This window comes from Marinobacter sp. DUT-1 (assembly GCF_050379415.1).
Classification (GTDB): Bacteria; Pseudomonadota; Gammaproteobacteria; order Pseudomonadales; family Oleiphilaceae; genus Marinobacter.
Genome location: NZ_JBNRLS010000001.1, coordinates 389,518 through 406,757, shown reverse-complemented (window position 1 = coordinate 406,757; position 17,240 = coordinate 389,518). Strand labels below are relative to the sequence as shown.

Genomic DNA, 17,240 nt, shown 5'->3' with positions numbered 1-17,240 from the left:
GCGATAACCTGAACTACACTTCCTGTGAACCTACACCGGCATAGGGAGGCTCTGGATATGGCTGACCGACCGAACGTAGTTTTATTTGATGTCCTTGAGACATTGATTAATCTGGATCCGCTGGCAGCCCGGATGGAAGCGGTTGGCCAGCCAGCGACCATTCTGCAGCCCTGGTTCCTGCGCTTTCAACGGGATGCCATGGCATTGACCCTTGCCGGTGACACGGCACCCTTCGAAGCTCTTGCTCGGGAATCACTCCGCACGGAAACGAAGTACACACTCAGTGAACGTGATATCGAATATGTGATCGAAGGGTTTTCCACGCTACCCACCTTCGACGATGCCGCGCCGGCTCTGAAGAAACTCTCTGAGGCGGGCGTGTCCGTTGGATGCCTTACCGTGAACAATCCTGACAAAACACGCCGTTTCCTCGAAGGTGCGGGGCTTTCCGGGTTTGTGGACCACGTAGTCACCTCGCAGGACGCGGGTATCTGGAAGCCTCATCCGGAGATCTACCGTTTCGCCGCAAAACGTTTGGGTACGCCGATTGAGCGCCTGGCGCTGGTTGCCGTGCATGCCTGGGATTGCCATGGTGCAAAACGGGCCGGTGCAGTTTCAGGCTGGTGTTCGCGCCTTGAATACAAGCCTGGCGATGTCTTTCTGCCCCCCGATGTCACGGGCGATAGCCTTGTTGAGGTTGCAGACAAACTGTTGTCGCTGCACTGAAAACTGGTCACTACGGCAATCTTCACATTGAGCTGGTCGTCCGTGGCAGGCGACCAGTTCAATTTATGGGCCGAAACACCAGTAGCCGGTTGTTGGCCGGCATGGGGTGATTTTCAGCAAGCGTCATCCCGGCCGATTCCGCCAGAGCACTGAGGTCGATCAGGTCCCGGATGCCCATATGGGATGCCTGGGTTCTCAGGTGATGATCAAAACGACGGTTGCTGTCACTCGAGTATTCGCCCTGGTTGTTGAAAGGGCCATACAGGCAGAAGGCACCGTCCTCAGACAAGCGCTCACCGATACCACGGAACATCTTCTCGACTTCACTCCAGGACATGATGTGGGCGGTATTTGCGGAGAAGGCCCATTTGAAGGATTCGACCGGCCAGTTGGCATCGCTTACGTCCAGCTCAACCACGGCCAGGATGTTGGGCAGGGCGGCCTGCTCCAGCCGGGGACGACACAGATCTGCCGCCTCTGGATGGTCACTCGGTTGCCAGTGCAGGTGGGCCATGGCCTGTGCGAAATGCACGGCGTGCTGTCCGGTGAGTGTTCCGATTTCCAGGACCTTGCCTGGCTCTGTAAAGATCCCTTGCAGCTTCTCCAGGATCGGGGCCTTGTTGTTCTCACAGGCCTGGGAATAGGGCAGGTCGTTGGTCATCGGATAACATCTCCTCTATCGGATAGCGAGAGTGGCTGCCGCTACCCGATGCTTTGTGATTAGCTGAGAATAAAGCCGCTGCCGGCTATAATGGCATACCTTGAACCGTCACGGAGAACCCTATGCCAATCGAAAAGAATCAGGTGGTCCTGTTTCACTACAGCGTCAGTGATGAGCAGGGCAACTTCATTGAAAGCTCCCGTGGCGGCGAACCGAACGCCTACCTGCATGGCCATGGTGGCGTTATCCGAGGCCTGGAGGAAGCCCTGGAAGGTCGCGACGCCGGCGATACGTTCAGCGTCACCGTGACTCCGGAAAAAGCTTATGGCCCGCGCAAGGCCGATGCCATTCAGCGCGTGCCGATCAAGCATTTGATCGGTGCCAAACGCTGGAAGCCGGGCATGATCGCCCAGGTGCAAACCGAGCAGGGCCCGCGCCATGTGGTGGTTGCCAAGGTCGGCCACAAGTTTGCCGATGTCGACACCAACCATCCGATGGCCGGCCGAACTCTGACCTTTGATATCGAAATCCTTGAAGTCCGCGCCGCCGATCCGGAAGAGATCGCGCACGGTCACGTGCATGGGCCGGGCGGGCATCACCACTGAGGGGTGAAATCCCCTCAACCCCGGATTCACTGGGCAGGCGCGTCGCGTCTGCCATCTCAACGTATTCAGGCTGTTTTCATGATGAAATCAATCGCCCTGGCGGCGCTGTTAGTCGTTCTTCTGGGGTTTATCGGTGTTCAGTATTACATGACTTCCGTCCCTGCTCTTGAGGCTCCCATCACCGTTGGTGAAGTTCGGGAAGTGAAGTCTGAAAAATCGCTGGTGGTTACACTGGTGGATAGCGAAGGGCAGCGATTTACCGTCGGGCTTCGGGGCGATACCGCCAAGCCGGAGGAAGCTGCGCTTTTCTATATCCGGAATCCGGATGTCATTCCCTATGTTTTCTGGCCGGGTCTTCGAAGTAATGATGAAAAGCGGGTTCTGGAATTGCTGGAGGACTTGATCGAATCTGACGCGTCAGACGTTGCCGCCGTTCGCAGCATCTACTCGGTCTTGAAGGAACGCAACTGACGATCACGACGAGTATCCAGATAACCGGGACAGATGGATTTTCACGACTTATCTGATGGCTCAGAGCTAATTTGAGTCATTACTGCTTGCTTTCGGGGTTGAATTCACGCGCTCTCCCTCGCATGTTTCTGGTACGAAGCATTCACAGTGCCGCATTTGCTCCAAACGGTTTTCAAGGCAATGGGAGGAAGCATGGATACGCGAACATTCGGGAACACCGACATTCAGGTCACACCCGTCGGGCTCGGAACCTGGGCCATTGGTGGCTGGATGTGGGGCGGAACGGACGAAGGCCAGTCTATCGATACCATCCACCGGGCCATCGACAAGGGCATTGGCCTGATCGACACGGCGCCGGTCTACGGCTTCGGGCGCTCCGAAGAGATTGTCGGCAAGGCCCTCGCCGATGGCCGGCGGGATCAGGTTGCCCTGGCCACCAAGGTGGCTCTGAACTGGAATGATGATCAGGATAAAGTCTGGCGTGATGCCTCTGCTGCGCGCATAGAGCGGGAAGTCGAGGATTCCCTGAAACGCCTTCAGACGGATCGGATCGACATCTACCAGGTCCATTGGCCGGATCCGAAGACGCCCATGGAAGAGACCGCCCGGGCGCTGGAAAAGCTCTACCAGGCCGGGAAAATCCGCGCCATTGGCGTCAGCAACTTCACGCCGTCGCAGATGAACGAGTTGCAGAAGAGTGTGCCCCTGCACAGTTTGCAGCCTCCGTATAACCTGTTTGAACGGGACATCGAGCAGGAAATCCTTCCGTATTGTCGGGAAAACGGCATTGCGACCATCACCTACGGCGGGCTATGCCGCGGTCTGCTGTCCGGCAAGATGCGGGAGGACACGCAGTTCACCGGTGACGATCTGCGAAAGAACGATCCGAAGTTCCAGGGTGACCGCTATCGCCAATACCTGAATGCGGTAGCTGAACTGGATGCGTTTGCCCGCGAGCGGTATCAGAAAAATGTGCTGGCTCTGGCCCTTCGCTGGCTGGTGGATCAGCCCGGTGTCACAACCGCGCTCTGGGGAGCAAGAAGACCGGAGCAGCTGGACCCGGTCGACGATATCGAGGGCTGGTCGCTGGATAAGAAAGCGATGGCCGCAATCGATGACATCCTGGACCGGTGCATTGACGATCCCGTCGGGCCCGAGTTTATGGCGCCGCCGACTGGGTGATTTGCGGTAAGGGACGGCTCCCCCGGTTCAAAGTTCAACGAACCGGGGGATCAACATAATCCCGACGCCGACAGCCACCATGGTCACGGCATCGGTTATCAGGTACGGGTAAAGAATCAGCGCGAGCCCGCACCAGCGGACGACCATATTCGATTGCCTTCGCCCGTAAATGAAATAACCGATGCCAATGGAGCTGAAGATGAGCCCCCAAACAAGGATCGCAGTGTCCATAGCGTGAATGTCTCCGGCCGAAAAGGTTTACCTTATCCTTTGCGGACTTACTTGGGGACCCCGAAAATCTCTTACGGATCCCATCTTGAATCAATGAGCTATCCTGTGATTCTCAACCTTCACGCATGAGAGCCTGGCAATGATCGAAACACCACTGGAATTCCCGAGCAAGGGTACAACCTGTCGCGGTGTTCTCTATACGCCGGATGCCGGCAGCAGTAATTTGCCATGTATCGTGATGGCCCATGGTTTTGGGCTGACTCATGCCAGTGGTCTTGCACCGTTTAAGGAAGCTTTTTGCAAGGCGGGTTATGCGGTCTTTGCCTTTGACTACCGCCATTTCGGTGAAAGTGATGGTCAGCCACGCCAGGCGCTGAGCCCCCGGAAGGAAGTGGCTGACTGGCTGGCGGCACTGAACTTTGCGCGCCAGGTGGAGCGGATCGACGGCAGCCGCATTTGTCTGTGGGGAACGTCGTTTTCTGGCGGGCTCGTGATTGCTGCCGCGGCACAGGATGGGAACGTGCGGTGCATCATCTCCCAGTGCCCGATGATGGATGGCTTGGCATCTCTGCTGGGTGTTGTCGGTTATGCCGGCATCATGCAGGCGATGCGCCTGACCTGGCACGGAACGGTAGACTGGATTCGCCGTGGACTGGGGATGTCTCCCCGGTATATTGCATCTGCGGGGCGTCCCGGGGAATTGGGCATGATGACGGCTGAGGATTGCCAGGAGGGGTATGTGCCTCTGTTGGCCGAGAATGCGTCGAACTACGTTGCTGCGGGCGTGAGTTATACGATCCCTCTTTTCCGGCCCACCCGTTTGGCCAGCAAAGTGACCTGTCCGGCACTGGTGCTGATTTGCGACCACGATACGGTCGCCCCGGCAAAAGCTGCGGCCAAAGCGGCCGAAAAAATGCCGAACTCCGAAGTTAAGCACTATCCGCTCGGGCATTTTGATGTGTATCGGGGTGACGCTCTGGATCAGTCCATCAAGGATCAGCTTGAGTTTCTGGGGCGCCAGCTGCCGGCGTGAAGCGAGCGCCCCAGGCCGCCCTGCTACCTCGACGCGTCTGGCTCGAATAACAGCTTGATGTAACTTCGAAGCAGCATAAGTTGGTGGGGCAAAAGGGCCCGCTCTCCGGTCGCCCGGCCCAGAACAAGCCCTCCCTCGATAACCGTTGACACCATGTCAGCCAACGCATCCGGGTCGATGGTATCCCGGGGTTCGTAGCGTTCGTAAATCAGATCTAACAGGGTGCGAAACCGCGCACGCCAGCCCAGGACAATTCGTCTGTTCAGTTCCCGAACATCGCGATCAAACAGGCTTTCCTGATAACAGTAGGTTGCCACCAGGCAACCCGGATATTCATGGGGCAAGTCCTCCATGATCTCCGCCAGCAACTTCAACCCCACCAGGAATCCCTGTAAAGGGTCCTCAGTCAATTCCCGGCCACGGGCAAACACGTCATCGAGAAGGGCGTCCTCGCGGGCCATATAGCGCAACAGCAAGGCGCGGGCCAGCGCGTTCTTGTTGGAAAAATGGTACAGGAAGCCACTCTTGGTTATGCCTGCCTCGGCAATCACTTCTTCAATTGAGGTTGCGCCAAAGCCCTTCCTGAGGACGGATTTTTCGGTGATGTCCAACAACCGATCACGGGTAGCCTGACCTTTTTCCATCTGCCACCTCCAGGGAACCATACCCTGAGTATGGTTTCCGTGCGGGAACCCCGACCGCCAGTGCCCAAAGGCACGCTTAAGGCTATGTATGTCATTGTTTTAAAAGGACCTTGAGCTTACAGGTAAAACCATACCATGTGCTCTCTGGTTGCGATTTGCTTCCAGGTACATCCTGTTCATAACGGGAAGCAACCCGTTAGCACTACTAGGGAGGATAGCACCATGACAGACAACACAGAGACTCTCGCTTATGACACCACTGAAACAGATCAAGCGGTGACGGAGGCATTCGGCGACCGCATGGTGGATACACTGAACTCGGGGGCGTTGGCTCTGATGCTCTCTGTCGGCCACCGAACCGGACTTTTCGACACCATGGCTGAGATGCCAGCTGCAACCAGTGCTCAGATTGCGGAAAAGGCCGGGCTTGACGAGCGATACGTCAGGGAATGGCTCGGAGCGATGACCGTTGGCAGCATTGTCGAGAATGATCCCGCAGGAAAAACCTACTACCTGCCCCGGGAACACGCTGCCAGCCTGTGCCGGAAGGCACCGACTGACAACATTGCGGTGTTTGCCCAGTATATTCCGCTGCTTGGCTCGGTGGAGGATGACATCGTTCATTGCTTTCACAACGGAGGCGGCGTTCCCTATGAACGGTTCGAGCGCTTCCACGAGGTTATGGCCGAGGACAGTGGTCAGTCTGTTGTTCCCGCCCTGGAAACAGAGATTCTCCCGCTCGTACCCGGCCTTATCGAACGTCTGGAACGAGGTATTCAGGTCCTTGACGTCGGTTGTGGCAGGGGGCGGGCACTGAACAAGCTGGCCAGGCTCTTCCCGAACAGCCAGTTTACCGGGTACGACATATCCGGGGATGCCGTCCGGTACGCCAGCCAGGAAGCCAGCGCGCTCGGGAATGACAACACAACCTTCCAGGTGTTTGACGTCAGTGACCTTGAACACAGCGAGCGACCCGGCCCTTACCATCTGATCACCACCTTCGATGCCGTGCACGACCAGAAGGACCCTCTTGCTGTGTTGCGGGGCATCCGCCAAGCGCTCGCTGACGACGGTGTTTATCTGGCCCAGGACATCAAGGGGTCAAGCCATCACCACAGTGACAGGGACCACCCGATCGGCCCGCTGCTTTACACCATTTCCTGCATGCACTGCATGACCGTTTCCCTGGCGCAGGATGGCGAGGGCCTGGGCGCCATGTGGGGGAGGGAGAAAGCGCTGGCGTATTTTGGTGAAGCGGGCTTCCGGAAGGTTGACGTGCATGAGCTTGAACACGATTTCCAGAACTACTGGTATGTATGCCGCCCCTGAGCGGTTGACCTGACCCGAAGGCAGATATTCAGCAAGATCGCGAAGTGTGTCCTAAAATTGAATAACAGTCTGCCGATTCAAGGAGTGAGTCATGAGCATGATCAACAGCGTACAACGTTTGTTCCTATCTTCAGGTCTTGCTGCCGCGATGGTTGCCGGGGCCCATGCCGCGACGCCTGCGCCTGAAGGGGCGGCGGTGTATTTCGTAACGCCAACTGATGGGCAGACCGTGAGTTCGCCGGTGACCGTGAGGTTCGGTCTGGACGGTATGGGCGTGGCACCGGCAGGGGTGGAGCGCGAGGCGACTGGCCATCACCACCTGCTGGTGGATGTCGATGAGCTGCCGGCGATGGATCAACCGGTGCCTTCAGATGATCACCATGTTCATTTTGGCGGCGGACAAACCCAGGCTACCCTGGAATTGTCGCCGGGCGAGCATACTCTGCAGCTACTGGTGGGTGATCATCAGCATGTGCCCCACGAGCCGCCGGTCATGTCCGAGAAAATCACCATCACGGTGGAGTAATGGCGGGTCCCAGGCCGGCGTGTTTGTTGGTCTGGGTGGTTTCCAGCAATTTTTCTCAATTTCGGATATTATAGACGTTTAATACTGGCAAATTAGCCGGTATTTACCTTGGGGGACCATGATGAGCAAGAAACCTCAAAAACCTACATTAACTTCTGCTGAGATTGAGGAGCAGACTGCTGCCTTTATCAAGTCCGGCGGGTCTGTTGAGTATGTGGATAAAGGTAAAAGTGGACAATTCTCCACTACAGGGACAAAGCAGATTAACCTGAAAAGTGGTCAATGAGATCTCGAGAACCGGGATAAATCTCGGGAAGTAAATGTATTCCGGTTTTCGGTCAGCAATAGAAAGGCAGCCTGAGGCTGCCTTTTTTCATCACGGATTGGTTTTCTGCTATACAAGGAAGTTGGAGCTTGTTGGGAGCTTGTTCATGCAGCCGAAAGACATTGTGGCTCAGTTCATCGCGGATATCCGTGCCCAGCGGCTGGATGAGGCAAAGGCCTTGCTGGCTGCCGAGGGGTTTGAATATGTGGGCCCGAATATGCGTTTCCTGAGCCGGGACGACATGCTGGCCTACCAGTTCGGTATGTTTGCCATCCAGAAAGATCTGGTCCTCCGGCAGCTCAGTGCCGACGGTGAGCACGTGTTTGCGATTCTGGACTACCGTACCTACTTCGAGCCGATCGGGGACGTGCGCCTTGCCGTATGGTTTCGTGTGCGGGAAGACAAAATCCAGTGCGTTGAAACTTTCTATAATGCGGCAGTGATTGAAAACATGCTGGGTGGGAGTCTGCCTTCTGCTAAAGCAGACCCGATCTGATCATGTCGAACGTATCCAGAATCCTCGCTACAAACTGGTCTTTCGGGCGAAAGCTGCTTTGGGTGCTGAGTGACACATCCCTCTGAAGGTGATCCAGCAATTTGCGCAGGCGCCGACGGTGCAGGCCGACCGCCGCCTGAACGGGATCGAAAATAACACCGGACAAAGCCGCAAACGCTGCCAATGCAGCCATGACAGCAACCATCACGCTGGCCGTCGTCGCCAGTGAAGGTTCCGGTGGAAAGACGCTGTAGTACCACTCGCCAATGGTTTCACCGAGGATAAAGTCCCTGGCGGCGAGGGTCTTGGCGAGCACGGAGGCGAGTACTACCCCGAGCCCGATACCACCCGGGGTAAACTTCTGGAAGGCAAACGCGCCCAACACCGTGCAGGTGATACTGTTAGTGATATCGGCCGATGCCGTCCGGGTCACCCGGTACTGGCTGAGCGCCTCATCGACCAGTGGCTCAATCAGCTTGTTAAACCGCTGGTGATCGATCGGCTCAGAGGTATGGCGCGCATAGACCGCTTCCAGGGCCTCAACCAGATAGCTTTCCAGCAGTGATTTCTCCTGACCATTGTTCAACAGGTCCACCAGGATCAGGTGAGAGATGTGCTGCTGTACCCGGGTGGTAAAACCGGCAGGTACGCGATCCGCCAGATCGTGCAGCCACCCCAGGCCTGTTCGTTTTCGAGTCAGGATTTTTACCAGACTCGCCAGGGCGTAAACCGGCGCCCAAAGCAGATTCAGCGGCGCCCTTAACATGTCCCATCCCAGTGCCTTCCGGTTGGTCGCGATGGCGCCAGGGTAATGGAAATGACGGTCAATAAACGCCGGTATCCGCGCCCGACAGTCATCAAAATAACGCTCGATGCCTGCGCCGATGGCCTGCTCTATCTCAACTTCGGAGACCTTGTGATCGGGCGATGTGACAGTGGGCATAGTGGCAGGCCTTTCTGCAGGCAGGTGAGTGTCTGTGCAAACGCCTGGTCATATAACTTCCATTTGATTTTCGTTCCTGAGTCCTTCGGCATGTGCTCCACAGTGTCTATGCGTAACTGAGGATACCATTAAATTTGAGACGCAAGAGACCAACGCAACATCTGTTTGGGCATTCAGGCTGAGATGCAGGTTGCGGAACAGAAACCTGCCCCGGTTTTCGATTTACGATCAAAAAAGGCAGCCTGAGGAGGCTGCCTTTTTTAATCGCGTATTGGCTGTTATTTACAGGCCAATTACGTTCTCTGCCTGTGGGCCTTTCTGGCCCTGGGTCACGCTGAACTCAACTTCCTGGCCTTCGGCCAGAGTTTTGAAACCGCTACCCTGAATAGAGCTGTAGTGCACAAAGACGTCTGAGCCGCCTTCACGAGAGATAAAGCCAAAACCTTTTGCTTCGTTGAAGAACTTAACGTTGCCGGTAATTGTAGACATAAATAGATATCCTGAAATTAATCATTAATGTGCCGTCAAAGGATCGTTGTGATCTTTGATCAGCGATATGCGGGAAACAAAAAACGTGCAGGGTCAAAAACAGGACAAAAGGTGTGACAACACAAAAGGTCTTATTCGTGAAATGCTTTGCTAAATCTTTCCAACGACATAGACAGTACGCTAATTAAGCGGTGCTGCATAGCAAAGTTTTAATTGTTTTCTGAAAACCGGTTCAGTGCCGCGGATTGTTTTTATCCGAGTACGACTCTTTATCGGATGCGTTCTCATCCGATGTCAGGTAGTAATCCTTATCTTCGAAAGTCTTCATCTCAGGATCTTCAATGCTGTTTTTGCGACGGCCCCGATAAAGCCAAAATGCCACAATGGCGACGATAATGATCAGTACGATCCATTTCATATCCGTTTCCTCCGTTCTTGGTCCTTAATCACTTCCCGCTCAAGGCCCGGCAACAGTGTCAGGGCTGCTGTCATCATCAGACGGGGTAAGTGTCGGTCTTATGAAAGAGAATAGCAGTTTGGTGTCCGTGGGCTACGAATGAGCGTAAAAAGCAAGTCTGTCCCGGTTTCGAAGCACGCATCGTATTTCAAGGGATAGGCATCGGTCGTTTCCAGGGATGGAACAGTGTGAGCCACAGATACTTCAGGTACCAAATGGCAAACGGGTAGCTCTCCCGGTCCTGCGGCGCCAGCAGCTTGACGAGATCAAAATGGTTGGTGAAGGCCTCGCACGGCGGCCTGACAAAAACCGGCTCGCCACCGATGTGAGACATGATGGACCTGGCCACGTGGGCATAGGCCCAGGGCGTCGAGGTATTGGTGTCGAGCACGCCCGGTGCCAGCAGGAAGAGGTTAGGCGCGTCGGCGGAGAGGAAACGCGAGTAGCAGCGACTGCTGATCTCATTGAGGCTTCTTGCCTTGTTAAGCGTCTCCAACCCGAGGAAACCGAAGTCAACATGATACCCCGTACCCCAGAGCAGCAGATCGGTCTCCAACTCCTGACCGTTTGAGAGCTCGATAGTCTTGCCCCGCAGTGAGCTCACTTCGCCGCGATGGCGCTCAATCTGGTCAAAGTTTGTGATCATGCCTGGTCGGCCCGGGATGAGCTGGTCGCGACGGATGTCGAAATCGCCCTCTGGCCTGATCTCGTTAATACCCGCTTTTGCGTACCTCGCCCGCAGGTCCTTGTTGGTCAGTCGGTGGACCATGCCCGCCGGCAGACAGAGCATCTGATACCTGGCCAGGACCCGCATGTCGATTCCAAGATGTTTGGACCGGCGCGTTGGCCGCATCCACTTGGTGGAACGATAGATCCAGGCGACAGTGCGCGCGCCGTGGGCGAAGCAAAGGTCCAGAAGATCGTACGCGGAAGCACCTCCTCCCACCACGGTGACGCGCTTGTCTCGCAACGCTTCGGGATCGCGTAAGGCGGAGGAATGATACTCGAGAATCGAGGAATCGATCCGTTCGACCGGTGGGACGACGGGGCGATTGTGTCCACCGGTGGCGGCGATGAGCCACTTCGCTTCGTGCGTTGCTGTATCTGTGGTTATATGCCAGCCGTTTTCGCACGGCCGGGCACGTGTCACGGGCGCATTCAGGCGGATATCGGGGGATAGTTCAAAGCGCTCGACCCAGGCTTCGATGTTGCCCAGGATGTTGGGCTGGTCCTCGCCTGCGAGCGGGAGGGTGCCAAGTGTCCAATCCTCCTTGCGGAACTGGATGTCCTGCCAGGAGGGGAGGTCGCGCCATAGGCCTCCGATGCGCTCACCGCGCTCCAGAAGCAGCGCGTTCAGCCCGGCGTCTTTGGCATACTTCAGACAGATGATGCCGCCAATGCCCCCGCCCACGATAATCAGATCGAGGCCTTCCTTGGTGTCCATTGGGTGCTCCTGCAAATGCGGTGGCATCCCGAAGATGGTAGGGGGTGATCGACGCATTGCGTTCATTTTTCAAACTACACCCTCCTGACGCCCAGCGCCAACATTCTCCGTTTTCCTGACTAAAACCGGCTAACAGTTCCGCCATAGTCCTCAAACAGTCTAATAACCCGCTGGCGTTCCCGCTGGAAGGGCGCAGGATGGAGAGAGGAGCCTTACGGGGCAAGGAGATGGCTATGACTACGTTACAGCAAGGAACGATTGACACCTTCAGAGGGCAGTTCGGTGGCCCTGTGTTTGAGCCGGCAGATGCCGGGTATCACGAGGCTCGTCAGATCTGGAACGCCATGATTGACCGGAAGCCGGCGCTGATTGCGCAGTGCCATTCGGCGGAGGATGTGGTGGCTGCGGTCAACTTCGGGCGTGATCAGTCCATGTTGGTATCGGTCAAGGGCGGCGGGCACAACATCGCGGGCAACGCGGTTTGCGACGACGGCCTGATGATCGATCTGTCGCAAATGAAGGATGTTGAGGTTGATGTTGAGAACCAGCGGGCCTTCGTGGGGCCCGGCTGCACACTGGCAGATTTTGACGCGGCTGCCCAGGTGCATGGGTTGGCGACGCCGCTGGGTATCAATTCCACAACGGGCGTCGCAGGCCTGACCCTGGGGGGCGGGTTTGGCTGGCTTAGCCGGAAGTTCGGCATGACCGTCGATAACCTGATTTCTGCAGACATGGTGACCGCCGATGGGCGCCAGACTCGCGCCAGTGCCACTGAGAATCCGGACCTGTTCTGGGGCACGCGGGGTGGTGGCGGTAACTTTGGCATTGTTACCCGGTTCGAGTTCCAGCTGCACCCAGTGGGGCCGGAGTTGTTGAGTGGGCTGATGGTATTCCCGTTCAAGCAGGCCCGGTCGGTGCTGACGCAGTTTGCGCGTTTCACGGAAATGATGCCCGATGAACTGAATGTGTGGTTGGTGATTCGCCATGCGCCACCATTGCCCTTCTTGCCTGAATCGGTTCATGGCGAGCCGATTGTCGCCCTGGCAATTTGCTACGCCGGGGACCCGGAAGTCGGCGAACAACTGATTGCGCCTATGCGTTCGTTCGGAGACGCGCACGGAGAGCATGTCGGTGTTCAACCCTACGCCAACTGGCAACAGGCGTTTGACCCACTGCTGGCGGACGGTTCGCGGAATTACTGGAAGTCCCACAATTTTGTGAAGCTGACCGACGATGTAATCCGCGTGGCGCTCGAGTATGGGGGCAAGCTGCCATCACCCCACTGTGAGATCTTTATTGCCTCCATTGGCGGTGAAACCGGCCGGGTGGCGCACGACGCCATGGCCTATTCCAGCCGTGACGCAAACTACGTGATGAATGTGCATGGACGCTGGGAAACGCCCGAGGAAGATGAGCATTGCCGCCAGTGGGCGCGCGCATTCTTTGACGCTGCCAAGCCCTATGCCAGCGGTGGCGCTTACATCAACTTTCTGTCCCATGATGAGACTGACCGGGTCGAGTTTGCCTACGGCGCGGCCTACAAGCGGCTGGTGGAGGTCAAACAGAAGTATGATCCGGAGAATCTGTTCCGGGTGAATCAGAATATTCGGCCTCGTTAGCGGAAATTTCTCGAACAGGGAGATGCGGGGGTAGACATGCCTCACAAGCCTAAGGCGTTGCCGAGTGGTTTGGTCTGGCTCAGGCTAACGGCAACAGTCCTGGCTTGGCTCCTGGTGGTGGTTTTTATTCACCGGCTGACTCACGTCTATCAATACGAGCTTGTGGAGATGTTGAGCCTTCCGGTGTTGAGAGTGGCAGCCACAACACTGTTGCTCACCGCCCTGGCCTATTTCATCGCCCTCAGTTTGCCATGGCTACCAAATCCCCGAGCCCACAGCGTTTGTATGGTGTTGGTGTGGGTGACGCTTCTGGTTCTCGGGCATTCCCTGTCCCATATGGGATTCCATGATGCTCAGGCAATGTTGTTGACGATGCGGGATGCGCTGGGGCCCATCGCCATCGTTTTGTTGGTGATTTTGTACGGTCTGGTGCTGGCGATGCCGTTTCTCCCGGGGGTCGAGTTGGGACTGCTCATCATGGCGGTCTTCGGCCCCGCCGGTGCATTAGCGGCCTACGTGGCGACCCTCGGCGGGCTGATGCTGGCGTATGGAGTAGGGCGGGCGCTTCCCGAACATGTCATTGTGAACTGGCTGGGGCGCATAGGTGTCGTTCTGCCACTCGGTGGGAAAGCGGCTGCGGTGGATCGTATCAACGCGCCAAAGGCTTTGGCGTTATCCCCACCGCGAAGACTGGCAGCAACCTTGTTGAAACATCGTTATTTGTCGCTGGCGGTGTGCCTGAACTTTCCGGGTAACGCCGCGCTTGGCGGGGGTGGCGGAGTCGCACTGCTGTGCGGCGTCAGCCGGCAGTTTAGCTGGCGTGCCTTTGCTTTTACCTTGGCGATTGCCATATCGCCGGTGCCGATTCTTGTTTTGACCGGTCTGCTGAGCACTGAGCCATTGATGGAGCATCATGGTTTTCTCCACGATGGGCTTACGCACATTGAGAGGCTGTTCGTTCATGACTGACCATTTTGAGGGGGCTGATCATGTCGTGGTACCGATTTGTTTTTTAATAGCTTGCTACTACGATTGATAGAATCGGCGCGAGTAATCGTATTCGTTGCCTCCCGCTAGCGCCATTTCTATAATCGCTGGGCGGTCCGCTGCCTGATTGCCGTTTGGCGCTCTGAACAACTCCAATAAGAAGGAAATCGCTATGTCGAAACGTCGCACACTTCTGGCTGCCGCTGTGGCGGCTACGTTCCTGTTCAGTGGCGCTTCCCACGCCGAGTACAAGGATGAATACACTGTCTCAACAGTTCTCCCGTCTGCCTTCCCCTGGGGCCAGGCGGCTGACAAGTGGGTGGGGTTGGTGAAAGAGCGCTCTGACGGGCGCATCAATATGAAGATATACAGCAATTCCCAGTTGGTTTCCGGCGACCAGACCAAGGAGTTTTCTGCCATGCGCTCCGGGCTGATCGATATGGCGGTCGGTTCTACCATCAACTGGTCGCCCCAGGTGCCGGAACTGAACCTGTTCTCCCTGCCGTTCCTGATGCCTGATTATGCCGCTATTGATGCAATTACCCAGGGCGAGGCGGGCGAGGCGATCTTTGCCGCCATCAAGAAACGCGGCGTGACCCCGCTGGCCTGGGGTGAGAATGGTTTCCGCGAGTTGTCCAATTCCAAGCTGACCATTGATGAGCCGGCTGATCTGGACGGGCTGAAAATCCGCGTTGTGGGTTCTCCGCTGTTCCAGGATACGTTTACCGCTCTGGGCGCCAACCCCACCCAGATGAGCTGGGCCGACGCCAAGCCGGCACTGACCACCGGTGCCGTCGATGGCCAGGAGAACCCGTTGTCGGTATTTGACGTGGCACGTATCGACCAGGTTGGCCAGAAATACCTGACCCGCTGGCATTACATGGCCGATCCGCTGGTGTTTGCCGTCAGCAACCAGGTGTGGGACCAGTTCTCCGCGGAAGATCAGGCCCTGCTGAAGCAGGCGGCGATTGATGCCGGCCAGTGGGAAATCGAGAAATCCCGTGGCGAAGTGGACGCAACTCTGGCTGCAATAAAGGAGCGTGGCGTGGAAGTCACCGAATTGACGCCGGAGCAGCGCGAAGCTTTTCAGGAGGCTACGAAGTCCGTCTATGAGCAATGGACGTCCCGTATCGGCGAAGACCTCATCCAGCAGGCACAGGAAGCTGTTGCCAACCGTAACCAGTAAGTCAGAGCCGCCCCCGCGCCCGCCATCATCGGCGGGCGCTTTTTCCCTAACGGAGTTTCCATGCCGTCCCGTTCTCCCAAGTTTCGCCCTGAAGCCTGGCTGGCCACCATTGCCCTGATTGCGATCTGCGGGATTAGCCTTGGCAACGTGATCGTCCGCTACGCGACGGACGCATCGTTCGCCTTCACCGAGGAATTCTCGGTGTTCTGTCTGGTGGTGCTCACCTTTGCGGGGGCGGCGGTGGCCGCGCGCCATAACCAGCACATTCGCATCGAACTGATTGAACACTACCTCCCGCCGTGGGCGCGCAGGTTGGTTTTCGTGTTGCAGTGGCTGGCTGGTGTGACCGTTTTGGGCATCATGACCTGGTATGGCAGCACGTTCGCCTGGCAGGAATACCAGTGGGAATCCCTGTCGCCGGGGCTGGGGCTGCCCAACTGGATCTATGTGATCTGGCTGCCGCTGTTGTCGGTGGCCATCATCATCCGCATGACCCAGAACCTGATTGATCGCCTGCAGGGCAAGACAGATCCGGAGGCAATTCATGAGTCCTGATCTGTTGATGATTGCCAGCTTCCTGCTCGCTTTGGTGATGGGTGTGCCGGTGGCCATTGCGCTGGGGGTGGGCGGTGTTGTTGGCATTGTGGCCGGGCTGCCTCCCGCCATGCTGGGCACCTTTGGTACCAATACCTACAACAGTGTGGCCAAGTACCCGCTGATTGCGATTCCCCTATTCATTCTGACGGGGCTGATTTTCGAGCGGGCGGGTGTGGCTGCCAGTCTGGTTCGTTTCGCCCAGGCGATTATTGGCCCCCGACACGGTGGGCTGACGGTGGTCGCGGTGCTGGTGTGTCTCATAATGGGCGGCATGAGCGGCTCGGGGCCTGCCGATGCGGCAGCAGTGGCGATGGTGATGCTGCCGAGCATGAAGAAGGCGGGGTACCCACAGCCGTTCTCCGCCTCGCTGATTGCGGCCTCATCGTCCACGGCGATTCTGATCCCGCCTTCCATTGCGTTGATTCTCTATTCCATTGTGGTGCCCGGGGTGGATCTTCGGGCACTGTTTGCCGCCGGGCTGTTCCCTGGCATCCTGGCGGGCGTGTCTCTGCTCGCGCCGGCACTGTATTTTTCCAGGAAGTATCGCTGGGAAGACCCGGAAACCGTCGAACGCCCGCCGTTCTGGCCCAGCTTCAAGGCAGCCCTGCCGGCGCTGTTTGCCCCGGTCATCATTCTCGGCGGGCTTCGTTCGGGGCTGTTCACTCCCACGGAGGCCGCTGTCGTTGCGGTAACCTATGGGGTGCTTGTCGGGTGCCTGCTCTACCGGAATCTGGGTCTCCGCGACCTTTGGAATCTGATGACCGAGGCAGCTGTGACCTCCGGGGTGGTCATGTTCATCATCGCGCTGGCTGGCATCTTCGCCTGGGCAGGCACCACCCTGGGTACCTTCCAACATTTGGCGGATGCGCTGCTGTCACTCTCGGAGAACGGTTGGGTGCTCCTGGGCCTGGTGATGATTCTGGTGCTGATCGCCGGCATGTTGCTGGACGCGATTTCCATCTACCTGATCCTCATTCCGATCGTGCTGCCGCTGATGAATCATTTCGGCTGGAATCCGATCTGGTTTGGCATTCTGCTGGCGATGAACATCGCCATCGGGCAGTTCACGCCACCGGTTGCCGTTAACCTGATGGTCACCACCCGTATCGCGAACATCCGCCTGGAACACACCATAGGCTGGTCGCTGGTCTTTATCGCGGCCATGGCTTCCAGCTTGCTGTTGGTGATGCTGATGCCGGGCATTGCGCTGTGGCTGCCGGAGAAACTTGGTTATGTGGTGGGCGCCTGGTAGAAGCGCTGGAGAGCATCCAACAACCTGTGCCGGTTTC

At 57.1% G+C, this 17,240-nt stretch carries 21 protein-coding genes; 14 read left to right on the top strand and 7 right to left on the bottom strand.

The genetic code is table 11. The features are described from left to right. Positions 1 to 57: 57 nt before the first annotated feature. Complete coding sequence (locus ACQUTG_RS01875; RefSeq protein ID WP_428917780.1) at positions 58 to 726, top strand: HAD family hydrolase; 669 nt, start codon at positions 58 to 60, stop codon at positions 724 to 726. A gap of 58 nt (positions 727 to 784) precedes the next feature. Here the strand turns inward: ACQUTG_RS01875 and ACQUTG_RS01870 are convergent, their stop codons facing one another. Next, a complete protein-coding gene (locus ACQUTG_RS01870; RefSeq protein WP_428917779.1) occupies positions 785 to 1,387 on the bottom strand; it encodes a DUF938 domain-containing protein in 603 nt (200 codons plus the stop codon). A gap of 122 nt (positions 1,388 to 1,509) precedes the next feature. Between ACQUTG_RS01870 and ACQUTG_RS01865 the strand changes: the two genes are divergently transcribed. The 3 genes from ACQUTG_RS01865 (at position 1,510) to ACQUTG_RS01855 (ending at position 3,645) form a co-directional block, all read left to right on the top strand. Then, complete coding sequence (locus ACQUTG_RS01865; protein WP_428917778.1) at positions 1,510 to 1,992, top strand: FKBP-type peptidyl-prolyl cis-trans isomerase; 483 nt, start codon at positions 1,510 to 1,512, stop codon at positions 1,990 to 1,992. A 78-nt stretch (positions 1,993 to 2,070) separates the two neighbouring features. After that, positions 2,071 to 2,463, top strand: coding sequence for a hypothetical protein (locus ACQUTG_RS01860; RefSeq protein ID WP_428917777.1), 393 nt, complete (start codon positions 2,071 to 2,073; stop codon positions 2,461 to 2,463). A gap of 192 nt (positions 2,464 to 2,655) precedes the next feature. Beyond that, positions 2,656 to 3,645, top strand: a complete 990-nt coding sequence (locus ACQUTG_RS01855; RefSeq protein ID WP_428917776.1) for an aldo/keto reductase — start codon at positions 2,656 to 2,658, stop codon at positions 3,643 to 3,645. Positions 3,646 to 3,672: 27 nt separating this feature from the next. Here ACQUTG_RS01855 and ACQUTG_RS01850 read toward each other — a convergent pair whose 3' ends face one another. Next, the gene (locus tag ACQUTG_RS01850; protein WP_428917775.1) at positions 3,673 to 3,876 is read right to left on the bottom strand and encodes a hypothetical protein; all 204 of its coding nucleotides are present in this window, start codon (positions 3,874 to 3,876) and stop codon (positions 3,673 to 3,675) included. Positions 3,877 to 4,015: 139 nt separating this feature from the next. On the opposite strand from ACQUTG_RS01850, the gene ACQUTG_RS01845 reads away from it, so the two are divergent. Next, positions 4,016 to 4,909 (top strand): alpha/beta hydrolase, encoded by an 894-nt coding sequence (locus tag ACQUTG_RS01845; protein ID WP_428917774.1) that lies wholly within the window; start codon positions 4,016 to 4,018, stop codon positions 4,907 to 4,909. Positions 4,910 to 4,932: 23 nt separating this feature from the next. Here the strand turns inward: ACQUTG_RS01845 and ACQUTG_RS01840 are convergent, their stop codons facing one another. After that, positions 4,933 to 5,553 carry a TetR/AcrR family transcriptional regulator gene (locus tag ACQUTG_RS01840; protein WP_428917773.1) on the bottom strand — a complete coding sequence of 207 codons (621 nt, stop codon included), beginning with the start codon at positions 5,551 to 5,553 and terminating at the stop codon, positions 4,933 to 4,935. A gap of 222 nt (positions 5,554 to 5,775) precedes the next feature. On the opposite strand from ACQUTG_RS01840, the gene ACQUTG_RS01835 reads away from it, so the two are divergent. From ACQUTG_RS01835 to ACQUTG_RS01820, 4 genes are all read left to right on the top strand, one after another. Next, on the top strand, positions 5,776 to 6,882 hold the full coding sequence (locus ACQUTG_RS01835) for a class I SAM-dependent methyltransferase (protein ID WP_428917772.1): 1,107 nt from the start codon (positions 5,776 to 5,778) through the stop codon (positions 6,880 to 6,882). A 91-nt stretch (positions 6,883 to 6,973) separates the two neighbouring features. After that, positions 6,974 to 7,408 carry a DUF4399 domain-containing protein gene (locus ACQUTG_RS01830; RefSeq protein WP_428917771.1) on the top strand — a complete coding sequence of 145 codons (435 nt, stop codon included), beginning with the start codon at positions 6,974 to 6,976 and terminating at the stop codon, positions 7,406 to 7,408. A gap of 121 nt (positions 7,409 to 7,529) precedes the next feature. Further along, complete coding sequence (locus ACQUTG_RS01825; RefSeq protein WP_428917770.1) at positions 7,530 to 7,694, top strand: hypothetical protein; 165 nt, start codon at positions 7,530 to 7,532, stop codon at positions 7,692 to 7,694. 145 nt (positions 7,695 to 7,839) lie between these two features. Continuing rightward, a complete protein-coding gene (locus ACQUTG_RS01820; protein ID WP_428917769.1) occupies positions 7,840 to 8,229 on the top strand; it encodes a nuclear transport factor 2 family protein in 390 nt (129 codons plus the stop codon). Here ACQUTG_RS01820 and ACQUTG_RS01815 read toward each other — a convergent pair. The 4 genes from ACQUTG_RS01815 to ACQUTG_RS01800 form a co-directional block, all read right to left on the bottom strand. Then, a complete protein-coding gene (locus ACQUTG_RS01815; RefSeq protein WP_428917768.1) occupies positions 8,210 to 9,172 on the bottom strand; it encodes a DUF6635 family protein in 963 nt (320 codons plus the stop codon). The two genes, ACQUTG_RS01820 and ACQUTG_RS01815, sit on opposite strands and share 20 nt — an antisense overlap. A gap of 282 nt (positions 9,173 to 9,454) precedes the next feature. Beyond that, on the bottom strand, positions 9,455 to 9,661 hold the full coding sequence (locus tag ACQUTG_RS01810; RefSeq protein WP_092001675.1) for a cold-shock protein: 207 nt from the start codon (positions 9,659 to 9,661) through the stop codon (positions 9,455 to 9,457). 232 nt (positions 9,662 to 9,893) lie between these two features. Next, positions 9,894 to 10,079: a hypothetical protein gene (locus ACQUTG_RS01805; RefSeq protein ID WP_428917767.1), complete on the bottom strand. Its 186-nt coding sequence runs from the start codon at positions 10,077 to 10,079 to the stop codon at positions 9,894 to 9,896. 187 nt (positions 10,080 to 10,266) lie between these two features. After that, positions 10,267 to 11,562, bottom strand: coding sequence for a flavin-containing monooxygenase (locus ACQUTG_RS01800; RefSeq protein ID WP_428917766.1), 1,296 nt, complete (start codon positions 11,560 to 11,562; stop codon positions 10,267 to 10,269). Between the two features lie 233 nt (positions 11,563 to 11,795). Here ACQUTG_RS01800 and ACQUTG_RS01795 point away from each other — a divergent pair, with 233 nt between their 5' ends. The 5 genes from ACQUTG_RS01795 (at position 11,796) to ACQUTG_RS01775 (ending at position 17,203) form a co-directional block, all read left to right on the top strand. Further along, entirely contained in the window at positions 11,796 to 13,181 is a 1,386-nt protein-coding gene (locus ACQUTG_RS01795) for an FAD-binding oxidoreductase (protein ID WP_428917765.1), read from the top strand. Positions 13,182 to 13,217: 36 nt separating this feature from the next. After that, positions 13,218 to 14,150, top strand: coding sequence for a hypothetical protein (locus ACQUTG_RS01790; RefSeq protein WP_428917764.1), 933 nt, complete (start codon positions 13,218 to 13,220; stop codon positions 14,148 to 14,150). Between the two features lie 190 nt (positions 14,151 to 14,340). Further along, complete coding sequence (locus tag ACQUTG_RS01785; RefSeq protein ID WP_428917763.1) at positions 14,341 to 15,354, top strand: DctP family TRAP transporter solute-binding subunit; 1,014 nt, start codon at positions 14,341 to 14,343, stop codon at positions 15,352 to 15,354. Between the two features lie 60 nt (positions 15,355 to 15,414). After that, positions 15,415 to 15,909: a TRAP transporter small permease gene (locus ACQUTG_RS01780; RefSeq protein WP_428917762.1), complete on the top strand. Its 495-nt coding sequence runs from the start codon at positions 15,415 to 15,417 to the stop codon at positions 15,907 to 15,909. Next, positions 15,899 to 17,203, top strand: a complete 1,305-nt coding sequence (locus ACQUTG_RS01775; protein WP_428917761.1) for a TRAP transporter large permease — start codon at positions 15,899 to 15,901, stop codon at positions 17,201 to 17,203. The genes ACQUTG_RS01780 and ACQUTG_RS01775 overlap by 11 nt, the downstream gene beginning before the upstream one ends. Positions 17,204 to 17,240: the final 37 nt, after the last annotated feature.